Raw genomic sequence first — 15,596 nt, forward strand, 5'->3', positions numbered from 1 at the left:
ACCGGATTGGCCATCCGAGGCCCAGCCTGCCATAGACATGATGTGGGTCGTTCTTTGCCCTTGCCACTCCCCGGCAGCCCTCAAGCGCGAGAGCTGGATGCACGACTCTGGCAGTGTGAGGCCTCTCTCTCACTGCCAAGCTTGTCGTGAAGAAATTCGATGAAGGTACTGATCCGTCGACTTGCATATCTGCCTTCCGGAAACACGGCGTACAGATTCACTTCAGGAATCCGATAGTCATTCAGCACAACTTCCAGTCGTCCGACCTCAATATCCTCTGCCACATCCACCATCGATTTAAATATCACTCCAGCCCCTGCGATCGCCCACTCGCGCAACGCGCCACCATCGCTGGCCATTCGGTTCCCCGCCACCGTCACGGAAAATACCTGCCCTGCCTCCTGGAACTCCCAATGGTTCTGGGGCGCTCCTGGGCGAGCGAGCACCATGCACTGGTGGGATGACAGCTCTTATGGGTGTTGGGGGCGCCCTGCGTCCTGCCAATAAGCAGATGCCGCACACACAACACGATGGGTACTGACGAGACGTCGTGACGTCAAGCTTGAGTCCGCCATCGGCCCATGACGAATGGCCAGATCAAATCGTTCATCGACCAGGTCCAACACTCCATCGGATAGCACGAGTTCAAATTTTACTTCCGGGTGCTGTATCAGGAACTGATCGATCAGCCGTGGTAGGCGCGTGCGGCCAAAATCATTGGTCGCCGTCAGCCTGATGGTGCCACTCAGCGACCCTGTGCCCGAGATCCGCTCAAGAGCCTTGTCATACTCGGCCAGGATCCTTTCGCTGTCGTCTCGAAATTGTTCGCCTTCCGCCGTCAAATGCATGGCACGCGTTGTTCTGACGATAAGCTTGGCCCCGACCTGCTGCTCAAGCTTCTGTAAGGCTTGGGTGACCAATGACGGGGACTGGCCTCGCTGACGGGCCACCGCCGCCATTGACCCACGCTCACAGATATCCACAAAAAGTTTCATTAACGCCAAGCGATCCATTATTCACCATATAGTGAAGGATGAATTCATCAGTCGAGCATTTATTAGCAAAACAAACAATGCCACTGTCAGGGCCGACGTCATGGGCGACCCCTCCCATGATCATGCGCCACAGGACAGGAGAGTCTCATGAGCCAACATCACCTATTAGTCGCTGGTGCCAGTGGCGTCATCGGCCGTGCAGCAACATTGGCCTTTGAAGAGGCAGGATGGCGAGTCACGACACTCTCTCGCTCCTCAGAGGGTCCGGGAAGCGGACACCACATCAGCGCCGATCTCTTGGATATTGCCTCTTTGCGAGATGCAAGTGATGTACTGAGCAGCGTGACGCACGTATTTTACGCCGCCTTGAAACCGGATCCGGACCCTGCCACTGAAGCACAACAGAATGGCGACATGATGCGGCACCTCTTCCAGGTGCTTGAAGAATCCCAAGCGTCAATCGAGCACCAGGTCTTCGTACAGGGCGGGAAGGTCTACGGTGCTCACCTCGGGGTCTACAAAACACCGGCTCGAGAAGAGGACAGCCGGCATTTCCCCCCCAACCTGTATTTCGAGCATGAAGATCTGGCTCGCGAACTCGAAGGCAAGGGAATTCGTTGGACCGCATTGCGTCCCGACATCGTGATAGGCCATTCCCTGGGTTCAGCCATGAACCTCGGTAACCTTATCGGTCTCTATGGCACGCTTTGCCGGGAGCTCGGTGTTGCCATGCAATTTCCCGGTACGGCGCGTGCCTACGATATCTTGCTGAACATCTGCGATGCCGATCTGGTGGGCAAAGCCGCCCTGTGGGCCATCGCAGAGAACCAGCAAGGGCCCTATAACGTCACCAATGGTGATCAGATTCGGTGGCGCCACGTCTGGCCAGAGATCGCCAACTGGTTTGGGCTTGAGACCGGCGAGCCTCAACCTATTTCGTTGGAGACACGTCTCGCTGCCGTGTCAGGCACTTGGAAGACGCTTGCAGAGCGCCAAGGACTTGCCGAGACAGATATCGACAAGATTGCCCAAGGTGGCTTCGGAGATTTCATCTTCCATGTCGAAGAGGACGCTGTCTTTGATTTGACGAAGGCTCGCCAAGCCGGCTTTGCAGAAATGTGTCGCCACTCACCCCAGAGTCTCATTCAGCACCTTGAGGCCATGAAGGAACGCCGCCTGATCCCTTGACGTTTGATCACTCGACCCTCTGGTACGCACCTGCTCGATTCGCCCTAAGTGCTTGAGCGATGACGTACTACGGGGGCACTAACACGCTGACAGATAACCGCATGAGCCTACGCGGTTGCAGAGTAGACCGCCCCATGAGCGAGGGTCATAAAGCCTTCAAGTGACAGAAGTCAGGAGCCGTCACGACAATCAGGCCGCCTTCCATTAGCGAAGGTGGCCTGTCTCGTGCTGTCATCATGTATCGAACCATGATCAGCGCTAGCTTACAGCGTGAAGCCACCATCGACGGCGATGGCCTGCCCTGTCACGTGTTCGGCCTGGGCGAGGTAGACCACCAGCTGCCCCATGTCCTCAGGTGTCTGGGCGACTCCCTGGGGCAGCAGGCTCTTCTGCAGGCGCTCCCATGCAGCGGGCTCGCTTTCGCCTTCCTGACTCCAGCGTGCCGAGAGCCCACTCTCGCCCCGCCACATGCCGGTGCCCACCACGCCCGGGCAGATCGCGTTGACGGTGATGCCTTCCGCTGCCACTTCCTTGGCGACGGCATTGGTAAAGCCGATGACCGCGAACTTCGAGGCACAGTAGTGCGACAGATCAGGAAAGCCGACCTTGCCGGCCATCGAGGCCACGTTGATGATCCGCCCGACGCGGCGTGAGCGCATCACGGCGACCTCGGCCTGAGTACACAAGAAGGTACCTCGCGCATTGACGTTCATGACGCGGTCCCACTCCTCCACCGTCAGCGCATCGATGGAATGGATGCCGATGATGCCGGCATTGTTGACGGCGATATCGAGCGGGCCGAGTCCGACCTCTGCCTCTTCAATCAAGCGCCGCACGGACGCCGCATCCGCGACATCGACCTGTAGCGCCAGACACCGTCTACCCAGTGCCTCCACTTTTGCCGCCGTCTCGCGGGCGATGGCGAGATCCAGATCCGCCACCACGACATCCGCGCCCGCCTTGGCCAATGCCAGCGCGATCCCCTGGCCAATACCGCGCCCACCACCTGTCACCAGTGCAATCTTGTCGTTCAGTTGCATGAGTCGTCTCCTGAATCTCTCACTGAAATCTGCAAATGCTGCGCTGCTGCCATGACGCTGGCACACGGTCCAGCGCCACTGGCCTCAGCTCAGGTGGTGGACTTCCTGAAGGCCGTAGACCGGCGTCGGGATACCCTCGAGCCGCGCCTTGAGCTGCAGCGCCAGATACTGGGAATAGTGGCGGGACTGGTGCAGGTTGCCGCCGTGGAACCATAACGCCTGCTGCTGGGTCGGCTTCCACATGTTGCGCAGCTCGCCCTCCCAGGGCCCGGGGTCCTTGAGCGTATCGGAGCCCATGCCCCAGCATTTGCCGACCTTGTCGGCGACGTCCTGCGAGATGATGCGTGCCGCCCAGCCATTCATCGAGCCGTAGCCGGTGGCATAGACGATCAGATCAGCGGGCAATTCCGAGCCATCGGTCAAGATGACCGAGCGCGGATTGATGCGCTCGATGCCGACGCCACTGCGCAGCTTGATGTCACCATTGGCGACCAGATCACAGGCGCCCACATCGATGTAGTAGCCGGAGCCGCGGCGCAGGTATTTCAGGAACAGGCCCGAGTCGTCATCGCCGAAATCGAGCAGGAAGCCTGCCGCCTCCAGCCGACGGTAGTAGTCGGCGTCGCGCTTGCGGATCGCCTCGAAGATCGGGCGCTGGAAGTCAGGCAGTATCCGGTAGGGAATCGAGGCAAAGATCAGGTCCGCCTTGTGGTGATCGATGCCGTTTTGCACCGCCTGCTCGGAATAGAGCGGCCCCAGCGCCTCTTCCATCAGCGAGTTGGACTTCACCACATGCGTGGAGGAGCGCTGCAGCATGGTCACATCTGCATCGTGCTCCCACAGCGCGGCGCAGATATCGTGAGCGGAATTGTTGGCGCCCACCACGACCACCTTCTTGCCACGATAGGCATCCGGCCCCGGGTGCTGGCTGGAGTGCTGCTGCTCGCCTTCGAAGGTCTCGGCCCCCGGGAAGTGTGGCACGTTGGGCATGCCCGACATGCCCGTGGCCAGCACCAGCTGCTTGGGCCGCAGGGTCACGGGCTTGCCGTCGCGTACCACCTCGACCACCCACTCGCCGCTCGCCTCATCGAAGTGCGCACTCTCGCAGGCCGTGGAGTTCCAGTAATTGAGCTCCATGATCTTGGTGTACATCTCCAGCCAGTCCGCGACCTTGTCCTTGGGCGCGAACACCGGCCAGTTTGCCGGGAAGGGGATGTAGGGCATGTGGTCGTACCACACCGGATCGTGCAGACACAGGGACTTGTAGCGATTGCGCCAGGCATCGCCCGCACGCGGATTCTTGTCGATCACGATGGTTGGCACATCCATCTGTCTGAGCCGCGCGGCCAACCCGATGCCGCCCTGACCGCCACCGATGATCACGCAATACGGCTGGCGCTCGTAGCCCAGCTCGGCCTCTTCGCGCTGACGCGACTCAAGCCAGGTCTCACGCTGCTTGTTGGCACCATGCTCGGCGCCCTTGGGGCGCTGCATGCCCAGCGGCTCGGGAAATTCCTTGAGTTCGCGCATGGCGGTCAACAGCGTCCAGCAGCGCCCTTCCTTCAGGCGCAACAAGCCCTTGCCGCGTGCATCGGCGGTCTCGAAGGTGAACCAGGCCTCGACGATGCCGCCGGCCTCACTGGCCTCGCCATCCAGCTGCCAGCGAGAGGGAGCGACATGCTCGAGGGTCGCCGCGAGCATCGACTGGATCTCGTCCTTGCCCTCCGACGTCTTGAGATTCCAGGTGAAGGCGATCAAATCGCGCCAGTAGCATTCCTCGCCAAACAACGAGAGAACCCGGGCGATATCGCGCTGAGTCAGGGAGGACTCGAAATCATCGAGCCATTGCTGAGCAATCTGAGTTGGCGTGCGTGCGGTCATGGCGTCTCTCCGCGTGTTATTGGATGTTGTAGTCACGCCTTCCATACAAGGCATCAAGCATGCCAGCTTCGTCATGCACGACTGACAAAGCTCGTAAGCACTTGTCGTGAATGACAAAAATTCGCCACTACCGAATCACCACCCTCCTCGCCTCGCCGGGCTCTCCACCTTCCTCGTGACAACTGTACGCTGTACGCCTGACACGGGGCGTTACACCTGTAACGCCCCGACCAAGGATGCAGGACAGGGTGATTGACGCTCCCGTCACACCGCATACGCTTGAAGGAGCACACGCCGCTTTTGCTATGGACGCTGTTGTGACAATTGCGATTGCCATCGCCACCGGCACAAGAGCCATAGCCACAATCAAAAGAGCCGTAGCCACTATCAAAAGAGCCGTCCCGAGACGGCCAGCGCCGAGGCAGCCATGATCCGCCAACTCGAAACGATGCAGCCCGACAAGCGGCAGCATATCCAGACCCTGATGCAGCTGGGCGAAGGCCGCGACGTCTTCCCTGAGACGCAGCGCGACGTCATCCGTCGTTCCTGGCAGCGCTGTCTGGAGGAATATCAGCTGGACCCTAGCCGCCCTCGCCCGGTCCGCGTTCTCACCCAGCAGGCGCTGCGCGATCATCAGGAATCGGCGGATGAGCTGTTGCATGTGGCGCGTGCCGGGGTGGAGCGGCTCTATAGTCAGATCGCACAACATGGCTATGCGCTGATCCTCACCGATCAACGCGGCATCGCGGTGGATTTTCGCGGTCAGCGTGATCAGTTGAGTGAGCTGCGGCGCGCGGGCCTCTATCTCGGCTCGGACTGGAACGAGCGCTATGCCGGCACCTCGGCGGCGGGCACCTGTCTGCACGATGGCGCAGCCGTCACCTGCCATCAGCGTGAGCACTTCGATGCCACCCACATCGACCTGACCTGCACCGCAGCCCCCATCACCGATCCCCAGGGCCGTGTGATCGCCGCCCTCGACATCTCGGCGCTGAAGTCGCCCCGCCCGCAGGAGAGCCAGACCTTTGCGCTCTCCCTCGTCACCCTGCATGCCCGCATGATCGAGGATGCCTACTTCCTGCATCGCTATCGGGATTGCCTGATCCTGCGCTTCGATACCGCGCGGGAATTCGTACACCTGAATGGTCGTGGCCTGTTTGCCATTCAGGAAGATGGCAAGGTGATCGCCGCCAACCACGAAGGCCGGCGCCTGATCGATGCGCATCTGGCGCGCTGGCCGCCGTGGACGGTCTCCACCCTGCCCGCCGTCACGCAGCTGTTCGATGGGGAGCTCAATGAGCTGTTGAGCATTCCGCACGCCAGCCGGGATCAGATTCGCGCCTTCCGTCTGCGGGCGGATGACGCCATCGTCTTCGTGACGCTGATCGAGCCACGCGGTTATCCGGTGCGGGCCCTCCCCACTGTCAGTCAGCAGGATGACCCGGTGCCCGAGCTGGACCAGCTCGCGGGAGATGACCCTTCCATGCACCGGCTGCTCAAGCTGGCGCGCCGCATGCGCCATGAAAACGTGAGCATCCTGATTCGTGGCGAGACGGGTACCGGCAAGGAAGTGTTGGCGCGAGCACTGCATGACAGCGGGCCACGCGCCAAGTCGCCCTTCGTGGCGGTGAACTGCGCCGCCATCCCGGAATCGCTGATTGAAAGTGAACTCTTCGGCTATCTGCCGGGCGCGTTCACGGGAGGAAGGCCCAAGGGCATGCGCGGCCTGATCCAACAGGCAGACGGCGGCACGCTGTTTCTGGATGAGATCGGTGACATGCCGCTGCCGCTCCAGTCGCGTCTACTGCGCGTGCTCGCCGAACGGGAGGTGTCGCCACTGGGGGCCGAGACGCCCATCAAGGTGGATATTCGCGTTATCACTGCCACGCATCGTGATGTCACGGAGCTGATCGCCAGCGGGCAATTCCGCGAAGACCTCTACTACCGACTCAACGGCGCCGAACTCCTGCTACCTGCACTGCGTGAGCGCGCCGACCGTCACTACCTCATTCGCAAGCTGCATGCGGAACTGCAAGCCGAACGCGAACAGTCACTCCACCTGCGCGCCGATGCCATCAGTGCGCTGCTGAGTCATCACTGGCCGGGCAATATCCGCCAACTGCGCAATGCGATTGCCTTCGCGATGGCCACCGCGGAAGGCGATGAAATCACCCTGCATGATCTGCCGGAGGTCTGCCAGACCCACACCGGCAGCACCCGCGGGGCTGCCAGTCCGCTTGCCGCTGCCTCCCCCTTCGCATCCGGCGCTTCCTCGAACCCGGCCTCTCCAGCGCCCGCGTCTGCAGGGGCTGATGCGGGGACTGATGCGGACGCCAACGAACTGCTCGAGCTGTTGCGCCACACGGACTGGAACGTCAGCCAGGTCGCCCGCCAACTCGGCGTCTCGCGCCCCACCATCTACCGCCGCATGCGCCGCCATGGCCTGGTAGCGCCCAATCATCAGCCACTCGCCTCATGAGCCAGCCGCATCTTCATGGCCGAGTATGGAGAACGTGAAGAGTGCATGAGGGTGTCGTGCTCTGAAGCGTCAGGTGCTTGCCACACACAGGCCCGAGCGGAAGTTCGGGCCTGTGTGTGTTTCTCCATTCTTTCCCCCTTACCCCTCTTTCCCTTCTTACCCTTCTTCCCCACTCCTCACGTCAACGTCTCTGCGGCTCACGTTGCGTGCTTGCTGAGCCCGCCTATCCCCGCTCGATTCGCCGGCTTTCACAACGCGCGAAATGACGCCCGCCCTCATCATGAATTTAACTCAACTTGAACATTAAAAAATCCAGTTTGTGTCATGGAGACAGGCACTAGATACTCACCTGCATCAGATCGTTGATGAAGACTTCCCATGGCGCTGCACTTCACCGCCGCCAGAGCCTTCACACGGAACGTGATGGCGAGCAGCGTGCCTCTCCCGGCATGGATGCGTTCTCACAGAGAGCAACCCGCTCACGAGACGCCTGAAAGATCACGGGAAGATGTCGACGACACAGTGAATTTTCTCTCTCAGGATCAGGGTGAACGCCATGAGCAACGAATTCGGTTTCAGCATCAACAGTCTGCGCTTCGACGAGAACTACGTTCCGGCGGAAAACACCCGCCTGACCACCAACTTCGCCAACCTGGCGCGTGGTGAGAGCCGTCAGCAGAACCTGCGCAGCACGCTGAACATGATCAACAACCGATTCAATGCGCTGGCCAACTGGGACAACCCCAAGGGCGACCGTTACTCCGTCGAGCTGGACATCATCTCTGTCGAGCTGAATCTCGATGCCGCGCGTTCCGACAACGCCCTGCCGATCATCGAGATCCTGCAGACCACCATCGTCGATCACCAGACGAATCAGCGCATTGACGGCGTGACCGGTAACAACTTCTCGTCCTACGTGCGCGATTATGACTTCAGCGTGCGTCTGCTGGAGCACAACAAGGGCAAGGACTCCTTCAGCGTGCCGGAGCAATTCGGCGAGCTGCACGGCAACCTGTTCCAGGCCTTCGTGGGCTCTGCTGCCTACAAGGAATGTTTCAAGAAGCCGCCGATCATCTGCATCAGCGTCTCGACCACCAAGACCTACCAGCAGACCGAGAATGTGCACCCGATCCTCGGGGTGGAATATCGCCAGGACGATGACTCCCTGACCGATGCCTACTTCAGCAAGATGGGCCTGAAGGTGCGTTACTTCATGCCGCCGGGCAGCGTTGCGCCGCTGGCCTTCTACCACACCGGCGACCTGCTCAACGATTACAGCAATCTGGAACTGATCAGCACCATCAGCACCATGGACACCTTCCAGAAGATCTATCGTCCCGAGGTCTACAACGCCAATTCCGTGGCCGGTAAATCCTATCAGGCGAGCCTGAAGCAGCAAGACCATTCACTGACGCGCATCGTGTACGACCGCGAAGAGCGCAGCCAGCTCGCCATCGAGCAGGGCAAGTTCGTGGAAGAGAGCTTCATCAAGCCCTACCAGAGCCTGCTCGAGCAGTGGTCAGCCAACTGGTCCGCCAACCGATAACTCCATCATCGGTCAGCTCACTGATCCGCAAACAGCGCGCTGATCGACGAACGACTTTCGCTATCTGAACCATTCCAAGGACAAGGTTATTCATCATGACGAGATTACTCCCGACCTCCACCGCTGGCAGCCTGCCGAAACCGTCCTGGCTCGCCGAACCGGAGGTCCTCTGGTCCCCCTGGAAACTCGAAGGTGAGGCACTGGTCGCGGGCAAGCAGGATGCCCTGCGCGTCTCCCTGCAGGAGCAGCAGCACGCCGGGATCGACATCGTCAGCGATGGCGAGCAATCGCGTCAGCACTTCGTCACCACCTTTATCGAACACCTGAATGGTGTGGATTTCGAGAAGCGCGAAACCGTCAAGATCCGTGATCGCTACGAGGCCAGCGTGCCGTCCGTGGTCGGCCCGGTCTCCCGCCAGAAGCCGGTGTTCGTCGAGGATGCCAAGTTCCTGCGCTCGCAGACCGATCAACCGATCAAGTGGGCACTGCCTGGCCCGATGACCATGGTCGACACCCTCTTCGATGGCCATTACAAGAGCCGCGAGAAGCTGGCGTGGGAGTTCGCCAAGATCCTCAACGAGGAAGCCAAGGAACTCGAAGCGGCAGGCGTCGACATCATCCAGTTCGATGAACCGGCCTTCAACGTGTTCTTCGATGAGGTGAATGAATGGGGTATCGCCACGCTGGAGCGTGCGATCGAAGGCCTCAAGTGCGAGACCGCCATCCATATCTGTTACGGCTACGGCATCAAGGCCAACACCGACTGGAAGAACACCCTGGGCTCCGAATGGCGCCAGTACGAAGAAGCCTTCCCCAAGCTTCAGCAATCCAACATCGATATCGTCTCGCTGGAATGCCACAACTCCCACGTGCCGATGGAGCTGATCGAGCTGATCCGTGGCAAGAAGGTCATGGTCGGCGCCATCGATGTCGCCAACAACACCATCGAGACACCGGAAGAAGTCGCCGAGACCCTGCGCAAGGCGCTTAAGTTCGTGGATGCCGACAAGCTCTACCCCTGCACCAACTGCGGCATGGCCCCGCTCTCTCGTGAAGTCGCCCGCGGCAAGCTGCAGGCACTGAGCGCCGGCGCCGCCATCGTACGCAAGGAACTCGAAGCGCAGCGCTGATCGCTTGGCGAAACTCTGAACTGGCCAAAGTACAGCGCGGGGCAAGACACAGCACTGACAGATAGCGCCAAGCGAGTTGCGACCCGAGTTGGCCCGACGATAGTGCTCGAGAGTGGAAGCAGCTGCGGCTGATACCGCCGCAAACAAAAATGGCCATCGTGAAGGATTCACGACGGCCATTTTTTCATCACTCTCACTCTTGTCACTCAGCACCCAGTCCCGCGCCATCGCTGCAGCCCCTCCCCCACGGCTGATTGTTACCACCTCCCCACCATTGAAGGACCTGCCATGTCACTCTCCGATATTGAAACCAAAGCTGACACCACCATCGACCCCGCCAGTTTCCGTGAAGCCCTCGGCCACTTCGCCTCCGGCATCACTATCATTACCACCCAGGTCGACGATGAGCCGATCGGCTTTACCTGCCAGTCGTTCTACAGCGTCTCGATGAACCCGCCTCTGGTCTCCTTCAGCGTCAAGGCCAGTTCCTTCAGCTACCCGAAGATTCGCCAGGCTGAGCGCTTCGCCGTCAACATTCTCTCCAGCGAGCAAAGCCATGTCTCTAACCAGTTCGCCATGCGTGGCGCGGATAAATGGCAAGGCATCGACTGGCAGCTTTCCCCTCTCGGCAATCCGGTGATCAATGACAGCCTGCACTGGCTCGACTGCAAGATTCACGCTGAACACCCCGCAGGTGATCACCTGATCGTGATCGGGGAAGTGAAAGGACTGAATCTGGATGTTGGTGCGACCGCGCGGCCGTTATTGTATTTCAAGGGGAAGTATGGGGGCTTGGCTGGAGGGGGATAAGACTGGAGGATACTGGTCGGCTGAAACCTTTGGGATCAGACTAGGGGATTATGAGTTCGCTTATAAAACAATAAGTTACTGACACACAAGGAAAAGCAACCGTAATCGAGCGTAAGGTACAGTTCTTATGAATCAGTAGGTTAGCGAAGATTAAGGATAGCACAGGAAGCTGGTGTGTGTACCGCTGGTGTACCGTTTGGGAGCCACCAATCGCGGGCTGAGTGTGTGGCAGGGTAAATGCTCATATCTAGTCAAGAGCTTTTTACTATCGTAAAGTATAGATGATGAAGTCAATATTAAAATTTCTATGACATATAAAGCTTACACCCCTTAAACAATTAAAGGAAAATTATTTACCTAGATGAAGAACAGGACACCAAGAAACTATAAAATATAGTTACCCCACTCACCTACTGAGCATCTTCCCAGCATGACAGAAAAGAACGAAGTTTATATTTCAATCGACATCGAGACTTCAGGCCCAATTCCTGGCGAGTACAGCATGCTTACAATAGGAGCATGTAATGTCGATGCATCTGACCAGGTATTTTCTTGTAAGTTGAAGCCAATATCGAAAAATGCAGATCCTGATGCACTAGCGGTGACAGGACTTTCTCTAGAGAACCTAAGAGTTGAGGGGCTACAGCCCAAAGTTGCGATGACAAAGTTCCAACACTGGATCGAGAAAGTCGCCGGCACGGAAAACCTACCTGTATTTGTCGGCTTCAATGCACCATTCGACTGGTCTTTCGTCAACTATTACTTCCACCGCTACCTCCACTCCAACCCCTTCGGCTTTACTGCGTTAGATATTAAGGCGCTCTACATGGGAGCAACTGGTTCGAACTGGAAAAACACCCGCTCCAGCCAAATATCTGATAGACTAAACCCCACGTTAAAGCCGGATCACAATGCTCTTCATGATGCTCAGTATCAGGCCGAGATTTTCCGTCTAATAAGGAAAATCACACAACAACCATAAAACCAATGGCTTATGGAAGCTTACACTGCCAGACTGATAACCCATAAACCATGATTGTCTTTTAAGACTATAAACCTGACTAATGACTGCTAGCTTCACAAAGCCTCACCCATTCACGATATGGCTTATACGAGGCCACCCATACAGCCATTCTAGGTACACGACCATGATTTCCAATTATCACCATAAAATAACGAGACCTGTCGCCCTCAAATGATTCTAGATAGTCCCATGTCGTCTTTTGGTCCACGGCTGAAGGGGATGGATTGATCTCTGGGTGCGTGTGCCATAAACCAACCACATGCCTGTTACGAGAAAATTCAATCTGCCGATTCCTATCGGATGCTTTTACATCAGGATTCCAGGAACACCTCCGTCTAATATCAGCGACACTGGGCCCAGTCGCGGAGTGGATAATGAGACTATTAGATTCAGGGTCTGAACTATAAACTTCTCCACCAGCTTCTTTTTGCCATGGCTTTCTTTGGATATGTGCATACATGTGGGACAGAGTTTTCTCAGTAAACAGGACGTACCTGGTATTATCAGGATAGAAAAAGATTCTGTTCAAGGGAACATCCTATTCATGATCAGGCCATCGTAATCACAAGCAGCTTTTGCCCACTCCTTATGTGTGAGGCCAGCCCAATGTCTGTCTAAAAAACTTTGCCCACGTACCCAACTCCGCACCGTTGGGTCGAAGATATCTCCAGTTGAGTTGTCGATCATTTCCAGCGCGCACTCAGCCACCAGAGCAATCGCATGCTCTGCTGCGGCGGCGGTATAGCTTTGGAAACGGCTACTGCACCCTGGCTCTTGTCGCATTACTTCACTTGGCCATACCACTGCTTCAAGACAAGACAAAGGATCTTGAGCTCCTTGTAACCATCTCTGACCAGCAGGCAACATGCATGCATGCGCGGCTGCTACATAAGGTTCCATCCAGCCAATCAGCAAGGGGCATGGATCACGTAATCGGGCTTGTTCAATCTGCACCCTTACATCAGGCTCGCCAGTGAGATCAAGCACTACGTCTACATCTGCCAGAGTGTTTTTCTTTAACCACTGTTCTGTGCTCCTCGCATAGGGAATAACTTCTGTAGCTGGGTAAGAAGAGTTGATCCGCCGAGCAATGGCATCCACCTTGTACTGCCCGATTGATTCAGCACCAAGGAGGTGCCTCCCAATGTTCGCAGAAAACATGGTGTCATCATCTACAATGGATATCCGCCCAACTCCTGCCTTGGCGAGATGGTTAATAGACGGGCTTCCTAGAGCACCTGCGCCTAAAACAAGAACGTGTTTAGCTTGACGATCATTAACCTCGGGGTGCTGATCTCTCCCAACGGTCCACTCTGGATCCAAGCGAGAAGTCAAGAGTGGTAGAGCTTTATAAGGAGAAGGGAAATCTTTCTTCCCTCGATATACGTCGAGAGTCGTTGGTGGACCACCTGGAAGCAAATAGGCGAAGGCAATATCAGCATTTCTTAAAAGAACCACTCGATAGACGCCTCGCCCTCTACGGCTTCGGCTACACTGTAGCCTCGAATACTCTTCAGGAGGTAGCCTACCCTTAAGAATGCGTTCTAATTCAGACATTGAACGCGGCCAAGTCGAGGGCGTGAAAACATGTGAAATGGGAATGTCCGCCACTAACACCCGAACACGTTGCTTTGCTAGAGGTCCCATGGCTTGCACTAAACGATTAGTGATGCGAAGTTGTTCGTCTGCAGCAATAATAATCCGGTTCGGTATCAAGAGTAACCCACCCCTTAATCGCGCTTTGGTTGGAGCTGGATCAACTGTCCATACACCTCTCACCGGATCGGTACTTGAACATTCTTTAGCCACCTTTATCGCCCAATAATTGAGTGCTTCATCCTCGAAATTTCCATCCAGGTCACCATTAATCCAAGGTTTCAGGAATCGCTCCTGATAGGCATGCAGTAGAAATAAGATCCGATCTTCTGCAGAGTAACCAAGGCCAGGGCCAGGATCACCCTCTATGCAAAGCAGTCCACCTCTGTCGAGATGTGGCACACGCAAGACAGCATCAGGAGATAGCTGAATAAATGCTTTTCCATGTTCAGGAAACCCCTTGGGCAATCGCATCTCAGCCCACTTAAACTCTCTACCTTGCTGAAAAAAAGGAAGCTTCAACTGATAAGCAGTGCATCCTCCCTCCCGGCTTACAGATGAAGGTTGTAAGTCCGGAAATTCATTACATAAGAAATTAATATTTAGCGCCATTACTCACCCTTTACACAAGCCAGACCACTACTCGCTGGAGTTGCTTTAGGTGCTGGCGGCTGGATAGGAGTGAGACCATTTCCGCTACCAGTTGGAGCAGGAATCCCGAAAACTTCTCGCACTCGTTTAGAAATCGCTTGGGGGTCTTTCAGAGAAAGAATTGTTTTGAGATCAGCCGATAGCGCATCACACCAAGTAATGAAAGATCTGTGTCGTCTACCATCATCGTCATTCCATTTCTCGGCAAAATTCTCTCCTTCGACCGTCGGATTATCTACTCGGTACTTACCATCACGTTTCATAACGAGGTGAGGCATAAGAGCAGCAAGCTCATCTAGCAGCTCCACTGGATGTTCAAATGATCGATTTAAGTCTGCCAACCCCTCATAACAACTAGTAAGTAGAGTCACGATAATGATGGAGATAGGCTTCGTATCCGCTTCAATAATGCTACGCCTCACACACATATCTCGGTGACGTTTGAACAAACGTATGGCAACTCGAAGCGTATCTGTGATTTCCACGTTCTGATCTGGAACCGGAGCAACGCTGGCATCTGCTCGGTCATTTGCATACTTCTCCACCGCAATCAACCGAATAAGAGAGCGCTTTGCCGTGTCCTCTACCCATTGACACATGCCAGCCGGGTTAGAGGTTTTCCAACTTTTTGTCGGAGTATCAACGACGGCAAGCGCAGTCTCTTCGTATCGTGAAGCGCGATAGCGCGGCGCCATGGACTGAAAGGTCTGCGGGGGTATGCTACTCAAAGGTACAGATGGTGTGAACTCGAGATAAAAAGGCTGACGTATAAAAGGGATCTTCCAACAGCGTCTTTTGGCTTGAGCCTCTAGCTCTTCTAAAGCCTGTCCGATAGACTCAAAAAAACTCATTGGATCACTGGTCTCAACGCGCGATATATCTACTTGACATACAGCATCAATATCAAATTTTTCACTGCCATTAGGTGAGCGAATAAGTGTTTTAGTGCTCACAGAACCTTGCGTCAAAATTGAAATCGCTTCGGGAGGCCAAGAGAGGTTCCTGGCTAAATGACTTGCCACCTGATCGTATGCATCAGTGGCAGCTGAAATTTCGTCTTCACGCACAGCAATATGCAAATTCGCTTCATTGAGGGCTTTAGCCCAGTAACCATATTCAATCAGCCTATCGTGATCGTTGGTAATGTAGCCCTCCCGAAGGGCTTCAAACGATTCAAGTGACTTTGTTAGTCGAGTGGGTTCTGAAAGCTCAGCATTAATCACGAGTCCTGCGCTTTTGGTAGCATTCATATTATA

At 56.3% G+C, this 15,596-nt stretch carries 11 protein-coding genes and 1 pseudogene; 6 read left to right on the plus strand and 6 right to left on the minus strand.

The window, feature by feature from the left end; genetic code table 11:
- Positions 1-80: 80 nt before the first annotated feature.
- A pseudogene (locus tag ACZYGA_RS13480) lies at positions 81-1,013 on the minus strand (LysR family transcriptional regulator).
- Between the two features lie 129 nt (positions 1,014-1,142).
- Here ACZYGA_RS13480 and ACZYGA_RS13485 point away from each other — a divergent pair.
- On the plus strand, positions 1,143-2,183 hold the full coding sequence (locus tag ACZYGA_RS13485) for an SDR family oxidoreductase (protein WP_024952471.1): 1,041 nt from the start codon (positions 1,143-1,145) through the stop codon (positions 2,181-2,183).
- 263 nt (positions 2,184-2,446) lie between these two features.
- On the opposite strand, the gene ACZYGA_RS13490 is transcribed toward ACZYGA_RS13485, so the two are convergent.
- Both ACZYGA_RS13490 and ACZYGA_RS13495 read right to left on the minus strand, forming a co-directional pair.
- The gene (locus tag ACZYGA_RS13490) at positions 2,447-3,223 is read right to left on the minus strand and encodes an SDR family NAD(P)-dependent oxidoreductase (RefSeq protein ID WP_043336843.1); all 777 of its coding nucleotides are present in this window, start codon (positions 3,221-3,223) and stop codon (positions 2,447-2,449) included.
- A gap of 84 nt (positions 3,224-3,307) precedes the next feature.
- Positions 3,308-5,104: an NAD(P)/FAD-dependent oxidoreductase gene (locus ACZYGA_RS13495; RefSeq protein ID WP_175090777.1), complete on the minus strand. Its 1,797-nt coding sequence runs from the start codon at positions 5,102-5,104 to the stop codon at positions 3,308-3,310.
- Positions 5,105-5,531: 427 nt separating this feature from the next.
- Here ACZYGA_RS13495 and ACZYGA_RS13500 point away from each other — a divergent pair, with 427 nt between their 5' ends.
- The 5 genes from ACZYGA_RS13500 to ACZYGA_RS13520 all read left to right on the plus strand — a co-directional run bounded on the left by ACZYGA_RS13500 (position 5,532) and on the right by ACZYGA_RS13520 (position 12,051).
- Positions 5,532-7,583 (plus strand): sigma-54-dependent Fis family transcriptional regulator, encoded by a 2,052-nt coding sequence (locus ACZYGA_RS13500; RefSeq protein ID WP_479399362.1) that lies wholly within the window; start codon positions 5,532-5,534, stop codon positions 7,581-7,583.
- Positions 7,584-8,139: 556 nt separating this feature from the next.
- Positions 8,140-9,129, plus strand: coding sequence for a DUF1852 domain-containing protein (locus ACZYGA_RS13505; protein WP_153635466.1), 990 nt, complete (start codon positions 8,140-8,142; stop codon positions 9,127-9,129).
- A gap of 95 nt (positions 9,130-9,224) precedes the next feature.
- Positions 9,225-10,259, plus strand: coding sequence for a methionine synthase (locus ACZYGA_RS13510; RefSeq protein ID WP_077372870.1), 1,035 nt, complete (start codon positions 9,225-9,227; stop codon positions 10,257-10,259).
- Positions 10,260-10,547: 288 nt separating this feature from the next.
- Entirely contained in the window at positions 10,548-11,069 is a 522-nt protein-coding gene (locus ACZYGA_RS13515) for a flavin reductase family protein (RefSeq protein ID WP_479399363.1), read from the plus strand.
- Between the two features lie 430 nt (positions 11,070-11,499).
- Entirely contained in the window at positions 11,500-12,051 is a 552-nt protein-coding gene (locus ACZYGA_RS13520) for a 3'-5' exonuclease (RefSeq protein WP_479399365.1), read from the plus strand.
- Between the two features lie 79 nt (positions 12,052-12,130).
- On the opposite strand, the gene ACZYGA_RS13525 is transcribed toward ACZYGA_RS13520, so the two are convergent.
- Genes ACZYGA_RS13525 through ACZYGA_RS13535 form a run of 3 tightly spaced genes read right to left on the minus strand, consistent with a single transcriptional unit; the run spans position 12,131 to position 15,590 of the window.
- Positions 12,131-12,622, minus strand: a complete 492-nt coding sequence (locus ACZYGA_RS13525; RefSeq protein ID WP_479399367.1) for a Mov34/MPN/PAD-1 family protein — start codon at positions 12,620-12,622, stop codon at positions 12,131-12,133.
- Positions 12,619-14,301 carry a HesA/MoeB/ThiF family protein gene (locus ACZYGA_RS13530; protein WP_479399369.1) on the minus strand — a complete coding sequence of 561 codons (1,683 nt, stop codon included), beginning with the start codon at positions 14,299-14,301 and terminating at the stop codon, positions 12,619-12,621. The genes ACZYGA_RS13525 and ACZYGA_RS13530 overlap by 4 nt, the downstream gene beginning before the upstream one ends.
- Positions 14,301-15,590, minus strand: a complete 1,290-nt coding sequence (locus ACZYGA_RS13535; protein ID WP_479399371.1) for a nucleotidyltransferase domain-containing protein — start codon at positions 15,588-15,590, stop codon at positions 14,301-14,303. The genes ACZYGA_RS13530 and ACZYGA_RS13535 overlap by 1 nt, the downstream gene beginning before the upstream one ends.
- Between the last annotated feature and the right edge of the window lie 6 nt (positions 15,591-15,596).

The organism is Cobetia sp. BL01, assembly GCF_056493605.1.